This is a genomic window from Streptomyces griseochromogenes (genome assembly GCF_001542625.1).
In the GTDB taxonomy this organism is placed as follows: Bacteria; Actinomycetota; Actinomycetes; order Streptomycetales; family Streptomycetaceae; genus Streptomyces; species Streptomyces griseochromogenes.
In genome coordinates, this window is sequence record NZ_CP016279.1 from 7,313,209 (window position 1) to 7,337,015 (window position 23,807).

The following is a 23,807-nucleotide window of genomic DNA, read 5'->3' on the forward strand; positions in this document are numbered from 1 at the left end:
CTTCCCCCATGGCCCTGTGCACCATCTGCGCGTTGAAGGACAGCCACCCCGGCGTGACGCTCGGGGACGACGGCGTGTGCAGTCTGTGCCGGCTCGATGCCGCCGGTGATCTCCTGGCCAACTTCGCCTACACGAACCGGGTGTTCGAGGAGTTCGCCCGCAGCGGTCCGAATCCGCACGGCGACTACGACTGCCTGTTCATGTACAGCGGCGGCAAGGACAGCACCTTTCTGCTGGACAAGTTCGTCAACGAGGACGGCAGACGCGTGCTCTCCTACACCTTCGACGTGCCGTTCGAGAGCACGCACGCCGCGGAGAACATCCGGCTGGCCCGGGAGCGGATTCCGGCGACGTTCGTCATCGACTCGGACGACGACGGCATCAAGACGGTGCTCCGGGAGGTCCTCAACCGGCCGGCCGCGAAGCCCGGCACGTACCTGGACGAGAAGCTGCCGTGCGTCTCCTGCCGCAGCTTCTTCGTGATCCGGGCGATCCGCCACGCCTTCCGGCACCGGATCCCGTACATCGTGCTGTGCGCGGATCCGCAGCAGATCCTGACCATGGAGTCCGATGTGCGCGAGGTGGTGCGCGGCTTCTACCGGGCCTTCGGTGAACGGCTGCTCTCCGACGAGTTCCGCGCCGACCTGGAGACGCTGCTCTTCGCCGAGGACGACGAACTGCCGCGGATCGTCTTCCCGTTCGTGGCGAACCGCTACGCGTACGACCCGGAGCGGATGGTCGCCGAACTCACGGCGAAGGGGCTGTACGCCTCATCGCCGCTGGAGACGCACTGCACGCTCTTCCCGCTGCTCAACTACTACTCGTACCTGAACTGGGACTGCATGTTCTACAAGCTCAACGCGGCCAGCCACCGGCGTTCGGTGCGGCGCAACGAGAACCACGAGCGCTCGACGTTCAGCATCGCCTTCCCTCGGGCCGCGGACCTGCCGGGGATCGAGGAGCGGCTGAAACGCGTGGTCCTGGACCTCGCCGCCGGGCGCGGCGACGAGGCCGAGCAAAAGCGTGAACTCAAGGGAATCTTCGGCGAGTTGGGGGCGAGCGCCGAGGCCGCCCGGTTTCTCGCGGGGGGCTTCCTCGGTATGCGCGCGACAGCGGCCGAACTCGGTGTCGAGCTGCGGACCGCCGAGGCGGCGGCATGAGCGACCACGACCTGACCGGGCACGCCCCTGCGGACTGCGACGTCGCCGTCATCGGCATGGCCTGCCGGTTCCCCGGCGCCGACAGTGTGACGGCCTTCTGGCGGCTGCTGCGGGACGGGCGGGAGGCCACGGTCCGCCTCACCGATGAGCAGCTCGTCGCCGCCGGCGCCGAGCCGGACCGCCCGGGGTTCGTGCGGACCGCTCAACTGCTGCCGGGCGTGGACCTGTTCGACGCCGAGCACTTCCGCATTCCTCCCGAAGAGGCCGAGCTCATCGATCCGCAGCAGCGGCACTTCCTGGAGTGCGCGCTGGCCGCGCTGGAGGACTCCGGCTACGACCCGTTCGGGTACCCCGGTGAGATCGGTGTCTTCGGCGGAGCCGGGATGAACACCTATCTGCTCGCCAACCTGGCGGACCGCTACCGCGGCGGCACGGCACTGGGCCGGTACCGGCTGATGCTCACGGGCGACAAGGACTTCCTGACCACCCGGGTCTCGTACAAGCTGGACCTGCGCGGGCCCAGCGTCTCGGTCGGCACGGCCTGTTCGACCTCTCTGGTCGCCGTGCATCAGGCGTGCCTGAGCCTGCTCGCCGGTGAGTGCGCGATGGCCCTGGCCGGCGCGGTCCACGTCCGGCTGCCGCAGGACGAGGGGTATGTGCACCAGGACGGGATGATCTTCTCGCCCGACGGCCGCTGCCGGGCCTTCGACGCCGATGCGCGGGGCACCGTACTCGGCAGTGGTGTCGGCATCGTGGTGCTGAAGCCGCTGACCGCAGCCCTGGCGGAGGGCGACACGGTGCACGCCGTGATCAAGGGCACGGCCGTCAACAACGACGGCGCGGCCAAGACGGGGTTCACCGCCCCGAGCGTCGAGCGCCAGGCCGCGGTGATCCGGGAGGCACAGCGGGCCGCCGGCTGTCCGCCCGAGACCATCGGATACGTCGAGGCACACGGCACCGGCACGCCGCTGGGCGACCCGATCGAGGTGGCGGCACTCAACCGGGCCTTCGGGCCGACGGGCGCGGGCCGTACGGTGCTCGGCTCGGTGAAGACCAACGTGGGCCATCTGGACGCGGCTGCCGGCATGGCCGGGCTGATCAAGACGGTGCTGATGCTGCGTCACCGCACGCTGGTGCCCAGCCTGCACTTCCGCACCCCCAACCCGGACATCGACTTCGCGGCCGGACCGTTCCGGGTCGGCACCGAGCCGGCCGAGTGGTCGAACGCCGGCGGACCGCGGCGGGCCGGGGTGAGCTCCTTCGGGGTCGGCGGCACCAACGCCCACGTGGTCCTGGAGGAGCCGCCCGCCGCGCCGGCGGCCGCCGCACCGCGCGAGGCCGAGCTGCTGGTGGTCTCTGCCCGGGCCCCCGAGGCACTGGAGCGCGCCACCGGCGCACTGGCCCGGCGGCTGCGTCAGGCGCCCGGCGCGGACCTGGCCGCCGTCGCGCACACGCTGGCCGTGGGCCGCCGGCCGCACCGGCACCGGCGGGCCGTGGTCTGCGCGGACGCCGGCGACGCGGCGCTGGCCCTCGCGCTGCTGGATCCCGGGCGGGTCCGCACGGGACGGAGCGAGGAGCGGCCGGCGGCGTTCGCCTTCGTACTTCCCGACGGCTCGGGGCTGCCGGGGGCCGAACGTCTGTACCGGGAGTCGGGCGCGTTCCGCGAGGTGGTCGACGAGTGCGCCGCGCTGCTCGGCGAACCGGCGGCGGCTCTCCTCGGGGACGGCCCGGTGGCGGCGTTCGCCGTACCGTACGCGCTGGCCCGGGTGTGTCTGTCCGCCGGGGTCCGGCCGAGTGCGCTGGTCGGCCTGGGCCGCGGCGGGCTGGTCGCGGGATGTCTGGCCGGAGTGTTCGCACCGGAGCGGGCGCTCGCCCTGGCGGCCGGGCGCGGCGGCACGCTCCGCTGCGCCGAGCCGCGGCTGCCGGTCGGTCTCGGCGCGGGCTGGCTACGCAGCGACCAGGCGGTGGATCCGGACCGCTGGCTGCGGCCGGGCCCGGCAACCGGCGACCGGCAGGCGGTGGCCACGATGCTCAAGGAAGCCGACCTGGTCCCGCTCGGATTCGAGCCGTCCCCCGCCGCCGGGTCGGCCGGACAGGTGCTGCTGGACGTGATCGGGCTGGCCTGGACGCACGGTGCCGAGATCGACTGGTCGCACTGCTACGGGCCGGAGCGGCGCCGTCGGGTACCCCTGCCGACCTACCCGTACCAACGCCGCCGGCACTGGGTGGACCCGCCGTCCGGCCGCACCGGGCCGCAGGGCGCGACCGAGCCGAGCCTGCGGCGGCGGGTCGAGGAGGCCGACGCGGGTGAACGGAGCGACATCCTCCGGGAGTTCCTGTGCCGGCATCTTGCCGGTCTGCTCGAGTCCGACGCGCTGCCCGGGCCGGACCAGAACCTCTTCGACCTCGGCGCGGACTCGCTGATGCTCCTCGACGCCGTCGCCACTGTGGGCATCGCGCTGGACCGCGCCGTCCCGTCCTCGCTGGAGAACCCTCCGACGATCCGCGCGCTGGCCGACCGGGTCGCCGCCACCTGGGAGAACGGATGAGCGCGGGTGCCCGGGGACGACGGGCGTCATGGCGATGCGGCCGGGCCACGACGCTCCGGCCCCCGACCGACCGCCGCCTACGGCAACCACGCGAAGGAGAACGATGACGCAGGTCCTGATCACCGGCGCGGGCGCCGTCTGCTGCCTCGGCACCGGTGTGCCCGCCATCTGGCAGGCCCTGCGTGCCGCACCGGCCGGCCGCCCACAGCGGGCCCCCGACCCCGGCGCCCGGATGCACCTGCCCCTGATCCACCTGGCCCCGATCGAGCCCGGCCCCGAGGGGCGTGCCACCCGGTTCGCCCTCGCCGCGGTGCGCGAGGCCGTCGCCGACGCCGGGCTGACGGCCGAGCAGTTGGCGAGTGCCTCGGTCGTCGTCGGCACCGGTGGCGGCGACGCCGACCGCTGGGAGCGCCCGCTGAATCCCCGTCGGCCGTACGCGCCCGCCTTCACCGTGGCCTCGACCGTCGCACACGCGATCGGCGCGCACGGTGCCGCGACCAGCGTCAGCAACGCCTGTGCGGCCGGGGGCTTCAGCCTCGGCATGGCGGCGGACCTGATTCGTGCGGGCGAGGCCGAGCTGGTGATCGCCGGCGGCGCCGAGGCGTACAGCAGGGTGGCGCTCGGCTGCTTCAACCGCCTGGGCGCCGTCGACCCGGACGCCTGCAGGCCTTTCCACCGTGACCGGGCCGGTACGGTCTTCGGCGAGGGCGCGGCCGTACTGGTCCTGGAGTCGGCCGACCACGCCCGGCGGCGCGGCGCCGGGCGCCGCTACGCCACGCTGGCCGGCTCCGGCTGGAGCTGCGACGCGCATCACCTCACCGCACCCGCACCCGACGGCACGCAGATCCAGCGGGCGATGACCGAGGCGCTCGACGAGGCCGGTGTGCCGGCCTCGTCGGTGGGCTGTGTCGTGCCGCACGGCACCGGCACGCCGCAGGGCGACCTGGTGGAGAGCCAGGCGCTCGGCGCGGTCTTCGGCGACCGGCTGGCCCGGCTGCCCGTCTACAGCCTCAAGGCGCTGATCGGCCATACGGCCGGCGCCGCGGGTGCTCTCGGCGCACTCGCCGCCGCCCTCATCCTCGACCACCGCACCGTGCCGCCCAACCCGGCGCTCGGCGTGGATCAGGACCCGGCCTGCGCGGTCCACCTGGCGCAGGGCGCCGACGTGCCGCTGACCGGCCGTCATGTGATGGTCAACGCCTTCGCGTTCGGTGGCAACAACGTGTCGCTGGTGCTGGCGGGCCGCGAAACGGAAGGACGAGTCGTATGAGCGTGGTCGATCTCGTGGTGACCGGTATCGGCGTGGTCTCGCCCTGGGGCTGCGAGCCGGCCAAGTTGCGTCTGGACGGCGAGCCGGCGACCGGAGCGGAGGAGTCCTGGTTCGACCTGACCGCGGAACTCGGCGCCCGCGGCTACAAGTACGTGCCCCCGGCGGCCCGTTACCTGCTCGCCGCCGCACGTCGGGCCCTCGCGGACGCCGGTCCGGTGCTCGCCGGGGTTCCGGAGGTCCGGCGTGGCCTGGCGCTCGGCACCAACAGCGGGATCGCGAGCGTGATCGACGCCATGGACGAGACGGTCAACGGCCCGGGCGCGGACCTGCTGAGCCCCGCGCGGGCCCCGTACTTCTCCATCAACACACTCGCAGGGCGGGTCGCGATGGAGCACGGCGTCAAGGGCTGGAACCTCACCCTCACCTCCCCGCGCACCGCGGGCCTGGAGGCACTCCTCGCCGGAACCCGGGCGGTCCGCGCCGGTCGGTCCGATCTGCTGCTCGCGGGCTCGGCCGAGGCCCCGCTGCCGGTGCACGCGCCGGGCCACGAACGCTCCGAGGCGGGCGCTGCCGTGCTCGTCCTCGAACCGCGCGCCACCGCCGTCGCCCGGGGAGCAGCCGGATACGGAGCCTGCCGAACGGTCGCGTTCTTCCTGCCGCCGCACGAGGCGGCGTCAACCGCCGCCGCACGGACGGTCACGGCGGCCGTCGCCCGGCTCCTCGGTGAGCCGGCCGTCCTGCCTGCGGTCATCCATCTGGTGACCGATCCCAGCCCGGTCGGAACCGCACTCGCCGCCCGGCTTCAGCAGCTGGGGGCGCGCCTCGACGTCGTTCCGGCCGGAGCCGGCACCCTGCAGCCCGTCCTGCATCTCGTCCACGGCCTCGCTCGCCCGGGCACCGTGCGGCTGGTGGTCACCGCCAGTCCGGACGGCGCCTGTGCCATGACGCTCCTGCAGCCCGACCAACCAGCCGACCAGAAAAGGGACTTCGCATGACCGAAACCAGCAAGAGCACCGCCGTCGACCTGGAGCGGCTGCGGGCCACGATCGCGGAGGTCCTCGAACTGGACCTGGACGAACTGACCGATGACGCCCGCTTCGTGGAAGACCTCGGTGTCGACTCCCTGATCGGTCTGGAGCTGCAGATCACGCTGGAGGTGCGGTACGGCGTCTCCCTCACCGAGGACGACCTGCGCCGCGCCACCTCTCTGCGCACCGCTCACGCACTGCTGACGGCCATGCTCGCCGAGAGGAGCTACCCGGCCGCGAAACGCACGCCCTGACCGCACGGCCGGTTCGAGGAGTGGATCCCATGACGGCACGTCCGCCGGTCCACTCCTCACCGGCCTGCGCCCGCGCTCCGGTGAGCATGCCGTTTCCGGACAGCGAGCGTGAACGGCAGCCGAAGACCGGGCCACGGGCCGGGCGTGGTGGTCGGTCCGGAAGTCGATGACGTGGAGCGGGAACCGGTGTCGGAGACGGCACCCGGCGCAGGACACGGGCCGCCGTAGGCCGTCGCTCCGCGCTGAGTCACCCGGTTCCCGGCGGACCCGCCGAAAACAGCGGTGGACACTTTTTCCGCGGCCGCCGCGGGCCTATGGTGAGCCGTCACTTGTCCTCTGCGGTAAGGGGAACCGATGGTGCTCAGAGCCAGGATCCTCCGGTACACCGCTGTCTGCGCCGCGGCCCTCCTGCCCTGTGCCGGACTCGCCGCCAACGCCTCCGCCGACAGCGCTCCGGCCGGCCCGAACCCGGTCGCCGGCCGGCTCGACGCCTACTGGACCCCGGGCCGCATGGCGGCCGCCCTCCCCACGGACGCCCTCAAGGGGTCCGAGGCCGGTACGACGGCGGCCACCGGTTCTCCCACGGTGGACGGGCCCCGGCCGGGCGAGTACATCCCGCCGAGCCGGAGCTTCGACGGCATCCCGCAGGCGGGCACCTTCTTCTGGACGGATGCCACCGGCACCGGCCGTACCTGCAGCGGCTCCGTCGTCCGCAGCCCCGGCCATGACCTGGTCCTCAGCGCCGGGCACTGTCTGAAGGGCTACGCCGGTACGTCCCCGCGCCGCCACCTCGGATTCGTCCCGCAGTACCACGACGCCCTCAAGCCCTTCGGGATCTTCCCGGTGCGGACCGACGGCGTCTACGTCTCGCAGCAGTACTACGACCTCGGCGAGCACGCGGGAGCCGCGTACGACTTCGCCTTCGCGGTCACCGAGCCCAACCAGGACGGAACTCGGCTGCAGGACGCGGTCGGTGGTGTGCGGCTGCTCACCGGTACGGGCTACTATCACGCGCCCGTGCGGATGATCGGCTATCCGGCCGGCGCGGAGAAGCCGCTGGAGTGCTGGAGCTGGACCACCGAGTGGGTCAGCGACGACCCGGCCGACCCGGGGACGTTCCCGCGCATCGCGTGCGACGCGTTCGTGGGCGGAACCAGCGGCGGCCCCATGCTCGTGCCGTGGCCGGGCGGCTGGGCCGTGATCGGGGTGATCGGCGGCTACCACACCGGCGGCAACACGCCGCAGATCTCCTACAGCGCCTACTTCGGCACCGCCACCCAGGCTCTCTATCAGGCGGCGATCACCGGCGAACCACCCGCGGAGCCGACCGCCGCCACGGGCCCGTAGGCGACGTTCCTGGCTTGCCTGGCTTGCCTTGCCGGCCTTGCTTCCGGTGTGGTGCTCACGATGCGTCGGCTCCTTCGTGCGGTGGGTTCTCGGCAGGGCCCATGACGGCCCTACCGGGGAACGGTGGTCACCGGCGCCCGGGCCCGGGCGGGACGACGCCTGCCGTTCCGAGGCCGCCGGTGACCGACGCCGACTGTCACACGCGCGATCCCGGCGGTGTCTTCATGTCGAACAGGCAGATCTCGACAGGGAGAACATCATGGCGCTACGCATTCAGAAGGCGGAGATCGGCACCGAGATGAGGGACAACATGATCAAGCAGCTCGGTGCCGTGCCCGAGCCCGTGGAGGTGGCCTGGCAGAGCCCCGAAGTCGCCATGGCCAACCTGGAGTTCGGCAGCAGGCTGAGCGAGTGGGACGCGGCCGACGAGAGCCTCAAGTCGTTCGCGCACATGGCGGTCGCGGCACAGGTCGGCTGCGGCTGGTGCCTCGACGTCGGCTACTTCCAGGCACTGAACCAGAACCTGGACCTGGGCAAGGCGAGCCAGGTGCCGCACTGGCGACAGTCGGACGTGTTCACGTCACTGGAGCGGGACGTGCTGGAGTACGCCGAAGCCATGACCAACACGCCGCCCACCGTCACCGACGAGCTGTACGCGAGCCTGCTCGACCGGCTCGGCCCGGCGGCGATGGTCGAACTCACCGCGTTCATCGCCTTCGTCAACATGGCCACCAGGAACAACACCGCGCACGGGATCGAGTCGCAGGGCTTCTCCGCCGCCTGCGAGATTCCCCTGGCCGCGCGTCCCGGGCAGCCCGCCGCGGCGTCCACGGCATGACGCAGGACCCGTTCGTCGCCCATCGCAGTGTCCTGTTCACGGTCGCCTACGAGATGCTCGGGTCGGCGGCCGACGCGGAGGACGTGCTGCAGGAGTCCTGGCTGCGATGGGCCGACGTCGACCACGCGCAGGTGCGTGAACCGCGGGCGTACCTCATCCGGATCGTCACCCGGCAAGCCCTCAACCGCCTGCGGACGCTGTCCCGCCGCCGTGAGGACTACGTCGGCGAGTGGCTGCCGGAGCCCCTGCTGACCAGCCCCGATGTCGCCGAGGACGTCGAACTCGCGGAGAGCGTCTCGTTCGCGATGCTGACCGTGCTGGAGACGCTCGGCCCGGTGGAGCGGGCGGTGTTCGTGCTCCGCGAGGTCTTCGACCTGCCGTACGGCGAGATCGCCGAGGCCACCGGCAAGTCCGCGGCCGCGGTGCGGCAGACCGCGCGGCGGGCGCGCGAGCACGTGGCCGCCCGGCGGCCGCGGGTGCGGGTGAGCCGGTCGGAGCAGCGGGCCGTGCTGGACCGGTTCCTGGTCGCGCTGCGCACGGGGCGGTTGCAGGAGCTGTTGGACGTCATGGCGCCGGACGTGGTCATGATCGCCGACGGTGGCGGGCTGGTGGCCGCCTCCCTGACCCCGATCCACGGGGCCGACGTGGTGGGGAAGGTGCTCGCCCGCGCGAACCAGGTGGTGGCCGCGCTCGACACGACGGCCGTATGGCTCAACGGCGCGCCCGCGGGCCGCGTCCAGTTCGACGGCGAGCCGGCCGCGGTGAGCCTCGTGGTGGAGAACGGTCGGATCACGCGGATCTACGTGGTGAGAAACCCCCGGAAGCTGACGCGCCTCGACGACCTGACCGAACTCGCCAGGTGAGCCCGCCGAGGCTTGGGCGTCGCGCGTGTTTCTGCCCCCCAACCCGTGGTCCTGGCTCTCCACGGCGGCGGGATCCGTCCGTGAGAACAAGGTGAGTTCGCCGACGAGGTCGGCGATCCAGCGGTCCTCGGGAGGGGAGGCTTCGAGACGGAGGACGGCGACGGTCGCGGCGGCCATGCGCTCCCGGTCGGCGACACGCCAGCGGGCTTCGGAGGCGAGGAGGTGGGAGCGGGCGGGTTCCGGCGGTGTGCGGGCAGGGCCCGGGCGGACGCGTTGCGGGCCGGCCGGTACGGACCGGGCCGGCAGGACGGTGAGGTGCACGCGCTGCGACGCCACGAGCCACAGGCTGCGGGCGAGGGCTTCGAGGACCTCCGGTGGGGATCCTCGGGCGGCCCTGTTCGAGCCGGGCGGAGTACTCGGTGCTCACGCCCGCCGACCGGGCGACCTCGTCCCGGCGCGGGCCCGGCACCCGGCGGGCAGCCCGCCCGGTCCGGAGTGATGGCGCACGGCGGGTACGCAGGGGGTCGGCGAGCTCGCGGCCGCCGTCGTCCATCCCCCGCGTGACCGCCGGGGGCGTCGCACCCCTCGGGTCCGGGTGGCCCTGCCCGTACCTGCCCGGCGGATACCTGCCTGCTCAGGGCATCTTCCCGCGTCGCGTGGCGGGCCCGCGGGTGATGTTCTGGTGTGGGGGCCGACGGCGACATGCCACGGTCCCCGCCCTCTCAGGCCGTCCGCTTCGAAAGGTGTTCCCCATGTCCACGCACGCCTCTGCCCGTCCCCTCGCCGGCCGCGTGGCCGTCGTCACCGGCGCCTCCAGTGGAATCGGCGAGGCGACGGCCGAGCATCTGGCCGGGTTGGGCGCCCGGGTCGCCGTACTGGCCCGGCGCGCCGAGCGGCTGGACGACCTGGTCGCCCGGATCGGGAAGAGCGGCGGCGAAGCCCTGGCCGTGGCGGTCGACGTGACCGACGGGGCGGCCGTGCGGGCCGCGGCCGGCCGGGTCGCGGCCGAGTTCGGCGCGACCGACCTGCTCTTCAACAACGCGGGCGTCATGCTGCCCGGGCCGATCGAGGAACTGGCCACCGACGACTGGCAGCGTCAGATCGATCTCAACATCACCGGCCTGATGCACGTCATCGGCGCGTTCACCCCGCAGCTGATCGAGGCGGCCGGTGAGCGCGGCGTGGCCGATCTGGTCAACACCTCGTCGATCGCCGCGCAGAACATCTTCCCGCACTTCGCCGTCTACTCCGCGACCAAGGCGTACGTCACCCACCTCTCCCGGCATCTGCGGGTCGAGCTGGGCCCGAAGCACGTACGGGTCTCGGCGCTCGAGCCGGGCATCGTGGGCACCGAGCTGCAGAACCATGTGACCGACGAGGGCGCCCTGGCCTGGCTGGAGAGCGCCAAGGAGACGATGGAGTTGCTCACCCCGGAGGATGTCGCGCGGACGGTCGGCTTCATCGCGAGCCTGCCGGCCCGGGCCAACCTCCAGCAGGTCACCATCATGCCCACCGCGCAGCCCAGCTGACTCTTCCGCAGCGGCGGGTTCAGCTCACGGGGTTCGAGTCGGTCGGGGCACGGCGGGCTCTTCGTCGCCGGTCAGCCAACGGAGAGTCCGGGTGACCTCGTCCGCCACTTGTGTCTCGTGTTCCGTCAAGTAGAAGTGGCCGCCCGGAAAGACATGGGATCTGAAGGCACCGAGCGTCGCGTCCCGCCATGCGTCCACCTGGTCCAGTGGCACGTCGGGATCGGTCGTTCCGTTCAGCGCGACGATGGGTGCCGAAATCCTGCGCGGCGGCCGGGGCGGATAGTCCCTCACCAGCTGGAAGTCGGACCGGATCGCGGGCATGACCAGTTCTCTGAGGTCCGGATGTTCTATCGACTCCATGTCGATCCCGTCGAGTCTGCGCAGCTCGGCGAACAGTTCCTCATCCGTGTCGCCCGGCCATTCCCGCAGCGGCGGCAGATGGGGGGCCGTCTGCCCCGAGACGAGGAGTCCGAGAGGCCGGTACGCGAGGGACGTCTCCAGGCGCAGCGCGACCTCGAACGCCACCCAGGCGCCCATGCTGTGACCGAAGAGAACGAGCGGAGCCGGCGCGTCCAGCCAGGGCCGCAGAGCCGCTACGACTTCCGGGGCCAGATCGTCCATCCGGGACAGGCACGGCTCGCCGATGCGGTCCTGGCGTCCGGGGTACTGGACCGTCAGCAGCTCGACCCCGTCGGGCAGCCATCGAGCCCAGGAGTGGTAGAAGTTCGCGGCGCCGCCGGCGTGCGGCAGACACACCAGCCGAAGGCGTGCGTCATCGCATCGTCTGGGGGCCCGGATCCACCGGGAAGCGGAGGTGACGCGGTCAGCGCACACGTCCACCGCCGCGCCGTGCGCGTACACAGCCACGAACCACGCCAATCACCCCCGTGATGGTCCAGCATGTGTGATGTTCAGCTGTGCGAACTCCGCAAGATCCTACGAGAGTTGGGCAACGAAGACAACGGTCGCCCGATATCAGGGTAAAAATCGCATGAATGATCACTTACTGTCATAGTGCGGTCATGGACATCACCTCGGAGCGGGGCCGGGTCCACCGGCGCGTCCGTGCCCGCCGCGCGGCCCTCGCCCTGACCGGTGCCGTCGGTATCGCGGGCACCGCCGTCCTCGTCGCCGTCCCCAGCACGGAGCACCGCGCGCCCCCGCGCCCCGGACATCCCGCCCCCGGCGCCTTTGCCGAGGCCCCCTCCCCCGGCGCCCGGGGCCTCGGCGATCCGCTCCTGCCGCTCGACGGCAATGGCGGCTACACGGTCGCCCACTACACCCTCGCCTTCGACTGGCGCGCACCCGGCACGCCCTTCCCGGCCAGCGCCGCCCTCAGGGCCACCGCCACCCAGGCCCTGTCCCGCTTCGACCTCGACTTCGCGGGCAACACACTGCACACGGTCACCGTCGACGGCACCCCGGCCAAGGCCGTGCGCGACGGCGACGAGCTCGTCGTCACCCCGGCGCGGCCGATCCCGCGCGGCCGCGGGTTCACCGTCCGGGTCGCCTACACCGCCGACCCGACGCAGCGGCGGCACCGCGACGACGCGATCCAGGACTACGGCTGGGTGCCCACGTCCGACGGCACCCTGCTGTCGCCCCAGCCCGACGGCGCCAAGATGATCTTCCCGGCCGACGACCATCCGAGCGTGCGCGCGCCGTTCACCTTCCGCATCACCACCCCACCGGGCCTGACCGCGGTGGCCAACGGACGGCTCGTCGAACGGGCCGGGCAACCCGGCGGGCGGATCCGGTGGACGTACGACTCCGAGCATCCGGTCGCGGCCCAGCTGGTCCAGCTGGCCATCGGGAAGTTCACCTTCGTGGACGGCAGGGGCCCGCGCGGACTGCCCGTCCGGGACGTGGTGCCGGACGGCCTGGTCGGCGACACCGAGGCATACCGTTCGCTCACCCCCGAGCACCTGGCCTGGCTGGAACAGCGGCTGGGTCCCTACCCCTTCCGCCGTTACGGCGTCCTGGTCGGCGACAGCGATCTGCCGGTGGCGCTGGAGACCCAGTCGCTGTCCGTCGTGCCGAGCGCCGACCTGCTGGGCGACCGGATCGACGCCGAGCGCAATCTCGTCCACGAACTCACCCACCACTGGACCGGCGACAGTGTGGCGATCCGGCGCTGGTCCGACCTGTGGCTGAGCGAGGGTCACGCCCGTTTCTACGAGCTGCTCTACGGCGACACGCGCGGCGGACCCGGCCTGGAGGACATGATGCGGTCGGCCTACGCACAGCACGACCAGTGGCGGCACGACGACGGCGCGCCCGCCGAACCCGTCGAGCCCGGCCTGTTCCGGCAGATGCGCTACGACGGCTCGGCGCTGGTCCTCTACGCGCTCAGGGAGAAGGTGGGCGAGGACACCTTCGAGCGGATCGAGCGGTCCTGGGTGAGCACGTACCGGGGACGGGTGGCCGGCACCCGGGACTTCGTCCGGCTCGCCTCCCACGTCGCGGGCGAGGATCTGACTCCCTTTCTGACCCCGTGGCTGTACGGGGCGCACACCCCGCCCATGCCGGGGCACCCCGACTGGCAGGTGGACCCGGTCGACGAGGACTGAACCCGCCGGGGACCGGCTGCCGCCGACCGGGTGGCCTGTGCCCTCGGCTGGTCCACGCCGGTGACGCTCGGCGCGACGCGGCGCCCAAGGCACGGAAACGTACGAGGGGTGACGTGACGGGCGGCTCTCTCCGCCCTGAAGGGCAATCACCTGTGCCCCGGTCGCATGAGTCCTGGCCGCGCCGAACCTCGTTGGAGGCACCTCCATGAACAAACGCGTCGCCCCCCGCGTCTCCAGTGCCGTACGCGCGCACCGGCGGATCATCTGCGTGACCGCCTCGGCGGCGCTCCTGGTGCCGTTGCTGATCGACCGGTCGGGCGAGGCGGGCGCACCGGCCGACCAGCACCTGCAGGACGACTTCAGGACCGCCGCGGACGAGTACCACGTGCCCCGGAGCGTCCTCATGGGCGTGTCCTACCTGCAGTCGAGGTGGGACTCCCATCCGGGTGTCCCGAGCGTCGTCGGCGGCTACGGACCGATGCACCTGGTGGACGCCCGCGGGCTCCAGACCCAGCAGCCGGACCGGCCGGCCGCCCGGCCGCGCACGGCGACGGCGCCGCCGCCCGCCGCGCGCCGGGACGGCTCCCCGGCCGGCAGCGCCGGGCCGCCGGCGGACCTGCGCAGGGCCGCGGGCCTGATCGGGCTGCCGACCGCGCAGCTGCGGACCGACGAGGCGGCCAACATCCGCGGCGGCGCGGCCCTCCTCGCGGCGACCCAGCGACAGCTCGGCAAGCCGCTCAGCGCCAACCCGGCGGACTGGTGGGAGGCCGTGGCGCGCTTCTCGGGCACGAGCGACCGCGCGTCGGCGACGGTGTACGCGGACGACGTCTTCGATGTGATCCGCCGGGGCGCGCACCGCACCACCGACGCGGGACAGCGCGTCGGGCTCGCCGCGAGCCCCCGCGTGCGCCGGCATCCTCCGCTCCCCCAGGGACCGCAGCGGCCGAAGGAGGTCGAGTGCCCGGCGGAGCTGTCCTGCTCCTGGCTCAGCGCGCCGTACGCCGAGATCGACGACGACTCGTACGGCAACCACCAGCCGGCCGACCGGCCCAAGGACCAGCGGATCGAGTACATCGTCATCCACGACACCGAGGCGCCGCTGACGTCGATGCTGCAGACCATCCAGGATCCGGAGGAGGCGTCCTGGCACTACTCCATCCGCTCCAGCGACGGGCACATCACCCAGCACGTGAAGATCAAGGACGCGGCCTGGCACTCCGGCAGTCAGTTCGTGAACGCCCGCTCGATCGGCATCGAGCACGAGGGATTCCTGAGGCAGCCCGACGCCTGGTACACGGAGCAGATGTACCGCTCATCGGCCCGCCTGGTGAAGTACCTGGCGAAGAAGTACGGGGTGCCGCTCGACCGGCAGCACGTCTTCGGCCATGACAACGTGCCGGCGCCGACCGAGGACTCCATCCCGGACATGCACGACGACCCCGGCCCTTTCTGGGACTGGCGGCACTACTTCGACCTGCTCGGCGCGCCGCTGCGGGCCACGGCCGGGCCGGACAGCGACATCGTGATGATCCTGCCGGACTACGCCCAGCACAAGCCGCTGTACACGGGGTGCGCCAAGACCGGTGTGCCGTGCGCACCGCACGGCTCCAGCGCCGTGCGCCTGCACACCGAGCCCAACGACAACGCTCCGCTGATCCAGGACCCGGGCCGGCACCCCGACGGCGAGGACTCCACGGTGGACGTCAACGACCTGGGGTCGCGGGTCTCCGCGGGCCAGACCTTCGCGGTCGCCGAACGCGGCGGCGACTGGACGGCGATCTGGTACCAGGGCCGCAAGGCATGGTTCAAGAACCCGAAGGAGCGTCCGACGGCCGTCGGTGCACGCGGCAGCATGGTGACCCCGAAGGAGGGCATGAGGGAGGTCGAGGTGTTCGGCCGCGCTCTTCCGGAGGAGGATGCCTTCCCGGAGGAGATGGACGAGATGCCCGAGCCGTCGCCGCTGCCGTACACCCTTCGCGCGGGTCAGCGGTATGTGACGCGGTCCCGCGTGCTCGGTTCCTACCTGGAGAAACCATCCTCCGATGGCTCCCCGTCCCCGGTGGTGCAGGGCGAGGAGGCGTACTACGAGATCCAGCTCGGTCACCGGCTCGCCTATGTCCGGGCCGCGGACGTGGACGTGGTGTCCACGCCGGCCGCGGCGGGCCCGCCCGGACACGCGGCGCGCACTCCCCTGCGCTGACCGGGCCCCGGCGTCAGACCTCGCCCAGGAAACCCGGATCGGCCCGGCCCGTCCGCAGGGCGAAGTCCGCCGCCACGCCGAGGACTTCGCGCATCGCCACGGCTCTGCGGCTCGTGGCCGCGAGGTCCTCGTGCGCCTCCTCGGTCCACAGGAACGGATAGACCGTGATGCCCTGCGAGAGGTCCAGGGCGGCGGTCTCCTCGCGCCAGCCCGGCCAGCGCAGCCCGTCGTAGAAGGTGTCCAGGCGGCCGGACAGCAGCCATCGGACCCAGGCGGAGTGCCCCATGTCCATCGCCTCCCACTCCAGGGTGTCGGGGGCGAAGTACGTCATCTGTCCGGGGACACCGGGGCGGCCCGCCGCGGCGGGGTCGTGGCCGCCCAGCGCGAACACCCCGCCCAGCACGTCGTACCCGACCACCAGTCCGCAGGCCGGGTGCCAGGCGGGGTCGAGCCGGTCCGGGAAGCGGTTGACCCGGCCGAGGCCCGGAAGGCCGCCGACCGCCGCCGAGCCGCCTCCGAAGACCCGCACCCACCCGTCGTCCAGCACGAGTCCGCCGCAGTTCAGCGCCAGCGCGCCGAGCGTCGACCGCGCGGTGACCTGCATCTGCAGCAGACAACAGCGGCCTTCTTCGCCGTCGCCGGGCAGGACACGGACCGGTACGGCGCTGTCCGCGAGCATCGCCTGAAGCTCCGGCCAGGCCGGATCGTCCACCTGGGCCAACTCGTCGATCTCGCGCATCCGAGGATGATGGCACGCCGGCCGTGCCGGGCCCGTTGCCGCCCTCCCCTCAGCCCTGCGCGCGCCTCTTGCGGCGCTTCCGCTTCGGCGGTGGCGGCCCGTGGACGGTGTCCAACTCGCCTACGGCGGCGCGGACATGAGGCCCGTCCTTCGGCTTGCCCGAACCGGCGCACCACCACGACGGGCGCCCGGACACCTCGCGCACATGCATCCCCAGGTCGTGCACGGTGCAGACCGGCCACGCCCGCCAGCAGGCACAGCGGCCGCTGATCGGGCAAAGTCACCGCCAGGTCCCTGTTCACCGCTGCCGGCGCCTCGCCCCACAGCGGGTATTCGCCTGCCATGACGAGTCGCGGTTCGGGGCGGTCGAAGAGCGAGTGGTGCATGAGGGCATCCCCTCCCGCGCGCCCGGCCTCCCGTCATCTCGTTTCCCGGCGGGCCCGGGCCGGGAACAGGCGCCGTGGCCGGGCTCCGGCCGGGGCCGATGTTGACAGCCGTACCCCGCCGGCACCACGCTCGCCTCAGCGGAGAAGCGAGAGGTGCGTGCGTGAAGGACAGCGGGGACGTGAAGGACACCCTCGATCTGGAGGGGGCCCGTGAGGCCCTGGCGGCGCAGCCGTTCAGCGTGCTGCTCGGGACACGGCTGGTGGCGTTCGGCGACGGCGCGGCCACGCTCGAACTCGACATCCGCGAGGAGCTGCTCCAGCAGCACGGGTTCGTGCACGGCGGGGTGCTCGGTTATGCGGCGGACAACGCCCTGACGTTCGCCGCCGGTGCCGTGCTCGGCCCGCGTGTCGTCACCGCCGGCTTCACCGTCGACTATCTGCGGCCGGCCACCGGCACCCTCCTGCGCGCCGAGGCCCGGGTCGTCCGGGCCGGCCGCACCCGCGCCGTCTGCCGCTGCGACGTGTCCGCCGTCGGCACCGACGGCACGCCCCGGCTGTGTGCGGTGGCCCAGGGCACCGTGTCCGTGGCCGGACACGCGCAGAGCTAGCCGGGCCGCCCGCCGCGGACGGTACCGGGGCCTGGTCCGAGGACGCCTGCTGGACGCCGTCCTGACGAGCCGTGAGACTGGGTCGCGCCCGACGCCCCGGCTGTCCAGGACGGTGACCATGGAAGAGGAAACCCCCCGCGTCGAACTCACCCCGCAGGCGGCCGAGCTGGTGCGCCGGCTGCGTGCCGAGCACGGCCCGCTGATGTTCCACCAGTCCGGCGGATGCTGCGACGGCAGCGCGCCCATGTGCTACCCGGACGGCGAGTTCCGCACCGGCGGCTCGGACGTGCTCCTCGCGGAACTGGCGGTGGAGGGCGTCGAGGAACCCGTGACCTTCTGGATGTCGAGGAGCCAGTACGAGGTGTGGAGCCACACCCGGCTGATCGTGGACGTGGTACCCGGACGGGGTAGCGGATTCTCCCTGGAGGCACCCGAGGGAGTGCGTTTTCTCACCCGTTCTCGCGTCGTTGGCGCCTAGCCACCCCGTACGCCATCGCCGTCTGGTGCACTTCCCCTGAGTCCTGGGAGAGTTGACAAGACATCAGGGGGCGCAGTGGCGCGCGATCGGCGGCAGACGGCAGCAGGCAGATCGGTTCTCACGGTTCTCACGGTGCTCGGTGTACTGGCCGGTGCGGCCCTGACGGGGGCGGCACCGGCCGGTGCCGTACCCCTGGGCAAACGGGTCGCGCCGGGGGTCACCTACCGGCAGTTCGACATCGCGGCGGCGGCAGGGGAGACACACGCCCACCTGCTCACCGTCGCCCTGAACAATCCGCACGTCCGCCTGGACCTGTTGTACCCGGGGTCCGTGGCGGCCCGCGCGACCGTGTCGAAGCTGGCGGACTCGGCCGGCGCGGTCGCGGGCGTCAACGGCGACTTCTTCGACATCACCGAGACCCAGCACCCGGGCGTCGAGGCTACGGGCGCGACGGTGGGTCCGGCGGTCGCGGGCGGGGAAGTGCTGAAGGCGGCGGTACCCAAGGGCCAGCGGTTCGGGCCCTCGCTGCCGCCGGGCACCACCACGACGGACGTCTTCGGCGTGGGCAGCGACCACCGTGCCCGGCTGGACCGCCTCACGCTCACCGGCTCCGTCGGCACGCCGCAGGGACAGTTCCCGCTGGGGGGCCTCAACCAGTACGCGCTGCCGGAGAACTCGGTCGGCGCCTTCACCTCGCGGTGGGGCGGCGCCTCCCGGGTGCGCGCGACCTGCGGCACGGACGCCGACCGGGCGGCGGCGTGCAGCACGGACACCTACGAGGTGAAGGTGCAGGGCACTCACGTGGTCTCCGCGTCCGACACCCCGGGCAACGGCCCGATCGCCGCGGACACCACGGTCCTGGTGGGCCGCGAGCAGGGCGCACAGCTGCTTCGCAAGCTGTCGGTGGGCGATCAGGTCACCGTCACGCACGACCTGGTGGCGGCCACGGCCAAGGTCCCGTACGCGTTCGCGATCGGCGGCTACCCGGTCCTGCGCGACGGCAAGCCGCTGTCCGGTCTCGACGCCTCCGCCTCGGCCGTGCGCACCGCCGTGGGCTTCGCGGACGACGGGCACCAGATGCTGCTGCTCGCGCTGGACGGGGCCGCCGCCTACCGGACCGGCATGACCATCGCGGAAGAGGCGGGCGTCATGCGGACGCTGGGCGCGAGCGACGCGTTCAACCTCGACGGCGGCGGCTCGTCCGAGATGGTCACCCGCGACGAGGGCGCGAGCACCGTGACGGTCCGCAACCACCCGAGCGGCGGGGCCGAACGCCCCGTGCCCGACGGCATCGGGGTCTTCTCGTCCTGACCCCTCGGCTCACGGCCGCAGACTGCTCACCAGGTCGGCGGTCGCGGTGAGCCCGCTGTGGATGGTGGGCGCCATGCTGGTGCAGGCCAGATAGAAGCCGAGCAGCATGCAGACCAGGGCGTGCGAGACCTTCAGCGCGCCGTTGCGCATGAAGATCACGGCGATGATCAGGAGCAGCAGCACCACAGAGATGGAAACGGTCATCGGGAACCTCCTCCGCCACGCCCCCTTGAGCGGCGTTCGGCCGCAAGTGTGGCGTAGCGGAGGGTTCGTCCGGGCGGCTGACGTGTCCTCCGATCGTGTGGTGTTATGCGGACATATGTCCGTCCAGGAACATCTCAAGTCCCGTGAGGTCGTCGGTGTTGAGGTAGTCGACACCGCCCGCGAGCAGTTCCGTCCACAGGGCGTCCCGGGCCGGTCCGGCCGCGTCCGGAGTGGCCCAGAACCGGATCACCTGCCCGCGCGCGTGGGCGGCGCCGGTGATGCCGCGCAGCTTTTGCCGCTCGGCCTCCGGGAAGGGGCCCTCGCCCAGCCAGGTGAAGCTCTGCGTCCAGTTGTCGCTGATCAGCGGGATGAAGGAGGCGGGGGCCGGGCTGCCGAGGTCGGTGAGCCGGCCGTCGTAGAAGGCGCGGCGTTCGGTCTGGGCCTCCATGGGGATCCGGGCGGCGCGGTCACCGGAGATGACGGCGGTGACCGGTCCGCGGCGGACGCGGCCGTGCGCGTAGCGGGTGAACAGGTGCGGGTAGCGCCTGAGGTGGCGGTCGAGTTCGAGGTACGTCGAGGAGCCCTCGGTCTTGATGTCGATGAGCAGCTGCAGCGGCCGTCGCCAGCCCCGGTACACGCGGCCGCGGCCCGCCTCGACGAGGGCGGAGAGCGGGTCGAGGTAGAGGGATTCGAGGGTGCGGGTCGGGTCCAGCTCGGAGGCGTCGTGGCCGATGAGGAGCTGGTCGCCGACGAGGAAGATGTCGGCCTCGACGCTGCCGAAGCGGTGGTCGAGGGCGTCGAACAGGGGCCGCGGGTGCTCGTAGTCGTTGTGGGCGTGAGCGTTCCACAGCGGGCGCGGGCCATGGTGGCCGCTGCCCGCCCAGGCCTGGGGGCCGGGCAGCGCGACGGTGCCCGCGAGGGCGGCGCCGAAGGTGGTGAGGGCTCTGCGACGGGTGGTGAGGGCCATGCTCTGCCTCCCTTGTAGGGCCGTAGGGGACCGAAGGGAGTATGCGTTCGAACAGGCCCCAAATAGCCCTGTCCTGCGGGGAGTTGGCCGGACTGCCGCCCTCTGTTCACTTCATCGGAGCAGGGCACACGAAGAAGCCCGCCCCTTACGGGACGGGCCGCTTCGCCGGCCCAGGGGTGCGGGGCTCTGCCGATGTGCGGCTACGCCGCGTGGGCGCGGCCGGCCGCCGCGCCCCGCACCCGAAGACCCTCGATCAGGGCGCCTGAAGATCGACCAGCCCGGCCAGCGCCTCCCGGTGTGCCCCCGCCGTACCGAAGGCGATCGAGTCGGCCTTGGCCCGCTTCAGGTGGAGGTGGATCGGGTGCTCCCAGGTCATACCGATCCCGGCATGCAACTGCAGTGCCTCTTCGGCCGCGTGGACGGCGACGGGCGCCGCGTACGCCTGTGCGACGGCCACCCGCACATCGGCATCCTCGCCGGAGGCGAGCGCGTCGGCCGCGTCCCGGGCGGCGGCACGGAGGTTCACGACCTCCAGCCACAGCTGGGCGAGCCGGTGCTTGAGCGCCTGGAAACCGCCGACCGGCCGGTTGAACTGCTTGCGTTCCTTCAGATACCGGACCGTCTCGGTCAACACCCACTCGGCGACGCCCAGTTGCTCGGAGGCGAGCAGTCCGACCGCGGCTCGCAGGGCTCGTCGTACGGCGGGCTCGGCGTCACCGATCCGGCGGCCCGTGGCGCCGTCGAGCGTGACGGTGGCGAGGGGCCGGGTCAGGTCCAGGGAGACCTGCTCGGTGATGGTCACCGCGCCCGCGGCCACGGCGTACAGTCCGCCGTCGTCGGCCGGGACGAGCAGCACATCGGCGGCGGCCGCGTCCGCGATGCCGGTCAACTCCCCGTGCAGGGCGCCGTCTTCCAGCCGTACGGGCTTGAGCGCGGCACCCGGAGCCGTGTGCAGCCCGACGGCGAGGACACCGATGGTCCGCCCGGAGGCCAGGCGGGTCAGCAGCTCCTCGTCCGCGCAGGCGAGCAGGGCCTCGGTGGCCACGACCGCGCTGGTGAGGTACGGCACGGGCGCGACCGCCCGCCCCAGCTCCTCCAGGACGACGGCGACTTCGCGGTGGGTGGCGCCCTGGCCGCCTTGCGCCTCGGGCACCAGCAGCCCGGCGAGGCCCATGCCCTCGGCGAGGGACTTCCACAGGGCGAGGTCGTGCGGGGCGTCCGACTCGGTGCGCACGATCACGTCGGCCGGTGCGCAGTGGTCCGTGAGCAGGTCGCGGACGGCGGCGCGCAGCGCCTCTTCCTCCTCGGAGTAGAGGAGATCCGGCTGTGTGCTCATCGGGCCAGGTCCTTCCAGGCGACGTCCTTGTCCGTGCGCGGCTCGGCGGGCAGGCCGAGGACGCGCTCGGCGACGATGTTCAGCAGAATCTCGCTGGTCCCGCCCTCGATGCTGTTGCCTTTGGAGCGCAGGTAGCGGTAACCGGCGTCACGGCCGGTGAAGTCGACCAGCTCCGGTCGGCGCATGGTCCAGTCGTCGTACAACAGGCCCTCTTCGCCGCGGAGTTCGACCTCCAGGCCGCTGATCTCCTGGTTGAGGCGGGCGAAGGCCAGCTTCATGCCGGCGCCCTCGGGGCCGGGCTGCCCGGCGACGAGCTGCTGGCGCAGGCGCTCGGCGGTGAGGCGGGAGACCTCGGCCTCGACCCACAGCTTGAGCAGCCGCTGGTGCAGGTCGTGGGTGCGCAGTTCGGGGCGTTCGCGCCAGGTCTTCGCGACCGGGCCGATCATGCCGCCCTCGCGGGGCAGCCGCATGCCGCCGATGGCGACGCGTTCGTTGTTGAGCGTGGTCTGGGCGACCCGCCAGCCGTCGCCGACCTCGCCGAGGCGGCGGGAGTCGGGGATGCGTACGCCGGTGAGGAAGACCTCGTTGAACTCGGCCTCGCCGGTGATCTGGCGCAGCGGCCGCACCTCGACACCGGGGTCGGTCATGTCGCAGATGAAGTAGGTGATGCCCTGGTGCTTGGGCACGTCCGGGTCGGTGCGGGCGATGAGGATGGCCCAGCGGGCCAGATGGGCGCTGGACGTCCACACCTTCTGCCCGTTGACCACCCAGTCCTCGCCCTCGCGGACGGCCCGGGTGCCGAGCGCGGCCAGGTCGGAGCCGGCGCCGGGCTCGCTGAACAGCTGGCACCAGACCTCCTCCCCCGTCCACAGCGGCCGCAGATAGCGCCGCTTCTGCTCCTCGGTGCCGTAGCGCAGGACGGTCGGGGCGGCCATGCCGAGGCCGATGCCGATGCGCCGGGGGTCGTTGTCCGGAGCGTCCGCGGCCTCCAGCTCGGCGTCCACCACGGCCTGCAGGGCGCGCGGGGCGCCGAGGCCGCCGAGGCCCTGCGGGTAGTGCACCCAGGCCAGCCCGGCGTCGAAGCGGGCCCGCAGAAAGTCCAGGCGGTCGGTCGTGGCGGGCGGGTGCGCGGCCAGCAGCTCCCGTGTGCGGCTGCGCAGTTCTTCGGCGTCGGTCATGCCGCGGCTCCCTGCTCCATCAGTACGGCGACCCGGCCGGTGGTCACACCGTCGGCGACCCGCTGCACGGCCGCCGCGGCGCCGGACAGCGGCACCCGCTCGCTGACCAGCGGCTTGATCGCGCCCCGCGCGGCCAGCTCGGTGAGCTGCTCGTGGCAGTGCAGGACCAGCTTCGGGTTCTTGGTGTTGTACAGGCCCCAGTGGAGGCCGAGGATCGAGTAGTTCTTCACCAGGGCGTGGTTGAGGGCCGGGCTCGGGATGCTGCCGCTGGCGAAGCCGACGACGACGATCCGGCCCTCGAAGGCGACCACCTTGGCGGACTGGGCGTAGGCCTCACCGCCGACGGGGTCGTAGACGACATCGACGCCCCGGCCGCCGGTGGCCTCCTTCACGGCCGCGACCACGTCCTCGCCGCGGCGGTCCACCACCACGTCACAGCCCAGCTCGCGGGCGACGGCCGCCTTGTCGGCGCCGCCCACGACACCGATCACCGTGGCCCCGGCCGCCTTGCCGAGCTGTACGGCCGCGCTGCCGACGCCGCCGGCGGCGGCGTGCACGAGCAGAGTCTCCCCCGCTTCCAGGCGAGCCCGGCGGTGCAGGCCGAACCAGCCGGTCTGGTAGCCGATGTGCAGCGCGGCGGCCTCGGCGTCGTCCAGCGACTCGGGCGCGGGCAGCAGGGCGCGGGCGTCGGCGACGGCGTACTCGGCGAGACCGCCGTACGGCAGGGCGGGGTTGGCGATCACGCGGCGGCCGTCCTCGGTCTCGGCGCAGATCTCCACGCCGGGGGTGAAGGGCAGCGGCGGCCGTACCTGGTACTGCCCCCGGCACAGCAGCGCGTCCGGGAAGTTGATGTTGGCGGCGCGCACGCGCAGCAGCACCTGGCCGTCACCGGGCGTGGGCAGGTCCACCTCCGTCAGGCGCATCACCTCGCTCGGCTCGCCGTTCTCGTGCACTTGCCATGCCTGCATGCGGGGCCTCCACGGGACTGCTTC

21 protein-coding genes are annotated in these 23,807 nt (G+C 72.6%); 14 read left to right on the forward strand and 7 right to left on the reverse strand.

Annotation, left to right across the window (positions count from 1 at the left end; translation table 11 throughout):
- Positions 1 to 8: 8 nt before the first annotated feature.
- The 9 genes from AVL59_RS31370 (at position 9) to AVL59_RS31410 (ending at position 10,838) form a co-directional block, all read left to right on the forward strand.
- Positions 9 to 1,160, forward strand: a complete 1,152-nt coding sequence (locus AVL59_RS31370; protein WP_067311232.1) for an adenine nucleotide alpha hydrolase family protein — start codon at positions 9 to 11, stop codon at positions 1,158 to 1,160.
- A complete protein-coding gene (locus AVL59_RS31375; protein ID WP_067311235.1) occupies positions 1,157 to 3,709 on the forward strand; it encodes a type I polyketide synthase in 2,553 nt (850 codons plus the stop codon). The genes AVL59_RS31370 and AVL59_RS31375 overlap by 4 nt, the downstream gene beginning before the upstream one ends.
- A gap of 103 nt (positions 3,710 to 3,812) precedes the next feature.
- Positions 3,813 to 4,979, forward strand: coding sequence for a beta-ketoacyl-[acyl-carrier-protein] synthase family protein (locus tag AVL59_RS31380; RefSeq protein WP_067311238.1), 1,167 nt, complete (start codon positions 3,813 to 3,815; stop codon positions 4,977 to 4,979).
- Positions 4,976 to 5,974 (forward strand): beta-ketoacyl synthase N-terminal-like domain-containing protein, encoded by a 999-nt coding sequence (locus AVL59_RS31385; protein WP_079147104.1) that lies wholly within the window; start codon positions 4,976 to 4,978, stop codon positions 5,972 to 5,974. Before AVL59_RS31380 ends, AVL59_RS31385 begins: the two co-directional genes overlap by 4 nt.
- The gene (locus AVL59_RS31390; protein ID WP_067311241.1) at positions 5,971 to 6,261 is read left to right on the forward strand and encodes an acyl carrier protein; all 291 of its coding nucleotides are present in this window, start codon (positions 5,971 to 5,973) and stop codon (positions 6,259 to 6,261) included. The genes AVL59_RS31385 and AVL59_RS31390 overlap by 4 nt, the downstream gene beginning before the upstream one ends.
- A 354-nt stretch (positions 6,262 to 6,615) precedes the next feature.
- Positions 6,616 to 7,608 carry a trypsin-like serine peptidase gene (locus AVL59_RS31395; protein ID WP_099053154.1) on the forward strand — a complete coding sequence of 331 codons (993 nt, stop codon included), beginning with the start codon at positions 6,616 to 6,618 and terminating at the stop codon, positions 7,606 to 7,608.
- A 259-nt stretch (positions 7,609 to 7,867) separates the two neighbouring features.
- Positions 7,868 to 8,446 (forward strand): carboxymuconolactone decarboxylase family protein, encoded by a 579-nt coding sequence (locus AVL59_RS31400; protein WP_067311244.1) that lies wholly within the window; start codon positions 7,868 to 7,870, stop codon positions 8,444 to 8,446.
- On the forward strand, positions 8,443 to 9,309 hold the full coding sequence (locus AVL59_RS31405; protein WP_067311247.1) for an RNA polymerase sigma-70 factor: 867 nt from the start codon (positions 8,443 to 8,445) through the stop codon (positions 9,307 to 9,309). The genes AVL59_RS31400 and AVL59_RS31405 overlap by 4 nt, the downstream gene beginning before the upstream one ends.
- A 752-nt stretch (positions 9,310 to 10,061) precedes the next feature.
- The gene (locus AVL59_RS31410) at positions 10,062 to 10,838 is read left to right on the forward strand and encodes an SDR family oxidoreductase (RefSeq protein WP_067311249.1); all 777 of its coding nucleotides are present in this window, start codon (positions 10,062 to 10,064) and stop codon (positions 10,836 to 10,838) included.
- Positions 10,839 to 10,862: 24 nt separating this feature from the next.
- Here the strand turns inward: AVL59_RS31410 and AVL59_RS31415 are convergent, their stop codons facing one another.
- A complete protein-coding gene (locus AVL59_RS31415; protein ID WP_067311252.1) occupies positions 10,863 to 11,594 on the reverse strand; it encodes a thioesterase II family protein in 732 nt (243 codons plus the stop codon).
- Between the two features lie 266 nt (positions 11,595 to 11,860).
- Between AVL59_RS31415 and AVL59_RS31420 the strand changes: the two genes are divergently transcribed.
- Both AVL59_RS31420 and AVL59_RS31425 read left to right on the forward strand, forming a co-directional pair.
- The gene (locus AVL59_RS31420; RefSeq protein WP_237281745.1) at positions 11,861 to 13,408 is read left to right on the forward strand and encodes a M1 family metallopeptidase; all 1,548 of its coding nucleotides are present in this window, start codon (positions 11,861 to 11,863) and stop codon (positions 13,406 to 13,408) included.
- A gap of 205 nt (positions 13,409 to 13,613) precedes the next feature.
- Positions 13,614 to 15,608, forward strand: a complete 1,995-nt coding sequence (locus AVL59_RS31425) for an N-acetylmuramoyl-L-alanine amidase (protein ID WP_099053156.1) — start codon at positions 13,614 to 13,616, stop codon at positions 15,606 to 15,608.
- Between the two features lie 13 nt (positions 15,609 to 15,621).
- Here the strand turns inward: AVL59_RS31425 and AVL59_RS31430 are convergent, their stop codons facing one another.
- Positions 15,622 to 16,347, reverse strand: a complete 726-nt coding sequence (locus AVL59_RS31430) for a DUF2625 domain-containing protein (RefSeq protein WP_067311255.1) — start codon at positions 16,345 to 16,347, stop codon at positions 15,622 to 15,624.
- Positions 16,348 to 16,912: 565 nt separating this feature from the next.
- Here AVL59_RS31430 and AVL59_RS31435 point away from each other — a divergent pair.
- The 3 genes from AVL59_RS31435 (at position 16,913) to AVL59_RS31445 (ending at position 19,130) form a co-directional block, all read left to right on the forward strand.
- A complete protein-coding gene (locus AVL59_RS31435) occupies positions 16,913 to 17,341 on the forward strand; it encodes a PaaI family thioesterase (RefSeq protein WP_067311257.1) in 429 nt (142 codons plus the stop codon).
- A gap of 118 nt (positions 17,342 to 17,459) precedes the next feature.
- Positions 17,460 to 17,819 (forward strand): DUF779 domain-containing protein, encoded by a 360-nt coding sequence (locus AVL59_RS31440; protein WP_067311260.1) that lies wholly within the window; start codon positions 17,460 to 17,462, stop codon positions 17,817 to 17,819.
- A 132-nt stretch (positions 17,820 to 17,951) separates the two neighbouring features.
- Positions 17,952 to 19,130, forward strand: coding sequence for a phosphodiester glycosidase family protein (locus tag AVL59_RS31445; protein ID WP_067311263.1), 1,179 nt, complete (start codon positions 17,952 to 17,954; stop codon positions 19,128 to 19,130).
- A 9-nt stretch (positions 19,131 to 19,139) separates the two neighbouring features.
- Here AVL59_RS31445 and AVL59_RS31450 read toward each other — a convergent pair whose 3' ends face one another.
- The 5 genes from AVL59_RS31450 to AVL59_RS31470 all read right to left on the reverse strand — a co-directional run bounded on the left by AVL59_RS31450 (position 19,140) and on the right by AVL59_RS31470 (position 23,783).
- The gene (locus AVL59_RS31450) at positions 19,140 to 19,334 is read right to left on the reverse strand and encodes a hypothetical protein (protein ID WP_067311266.1); all 195 of its coding nucleotides are present in this window, start codon (positions 19,332 to 19,334) and stop codon (positions 19,140 to 19,142) included.
- 103 nt (positions 19,335 to 19,437) lie between these two features.
- The gene (locus AVL59_RS31455) at positions 19,438 to 20,301 is read right to left on the reverse strand and encodes a phosphatidylinositol-specific phospholipase C/glycerophosphodiester phosphodiesterase family protein (RefSeq protein WP_067311268.1); all 864 of its coding nucleotides are present in this window, start codon (positions 20,299 to 20,301) and stop codon (positions 19,438 to 19,440) included.
- Between the two features lie 253 nt (positions 20,302 to 20,554).
- The gene (locus AVL59_RS31460) at positions 20,555 to 21,637 is read right to left on the reverse strand and encodes an acyl-CoA dehydrogenase family protein (RefSeq protein WP_067311269.1); all 1,083 of its coding nucleotides are present in this window, start codon (positions 21,635 to 21,637) and stop codon (positions 20,555 to 20,557) included.
- Entirely contained in the window at positions 21,634 to 22,815 is a 1,182-nt protein-coding gene (locus AVL59_RS31465) for an acyl-CoA dehydrogenase family protein (RefSeq protein ID WP_067311272.1), read from the reverse strand. The genes AVL59_RS31460 and AVL59_RS31465 overlap by 4 nt, the downstream gene beginning before the upstream one ends.
- Complete coding sequence (locus AVL59_RS31470; RefSeq protein WP_067311274.1) at positions 22,812 to 23,783, reverse strand: NADPH:quinone oxidoreductase family protein; 972 nt, start codon at positions 23,781 to 23,783, stop codon at positions 22,812 to 22,814. Before AVL59_RS31470 ends, AVL59_RS31465 begins: the two co-directional genes overlap by 4 nt.
- Positions 23,784 to 23,807: the final 24 nt, after the last annotated feature.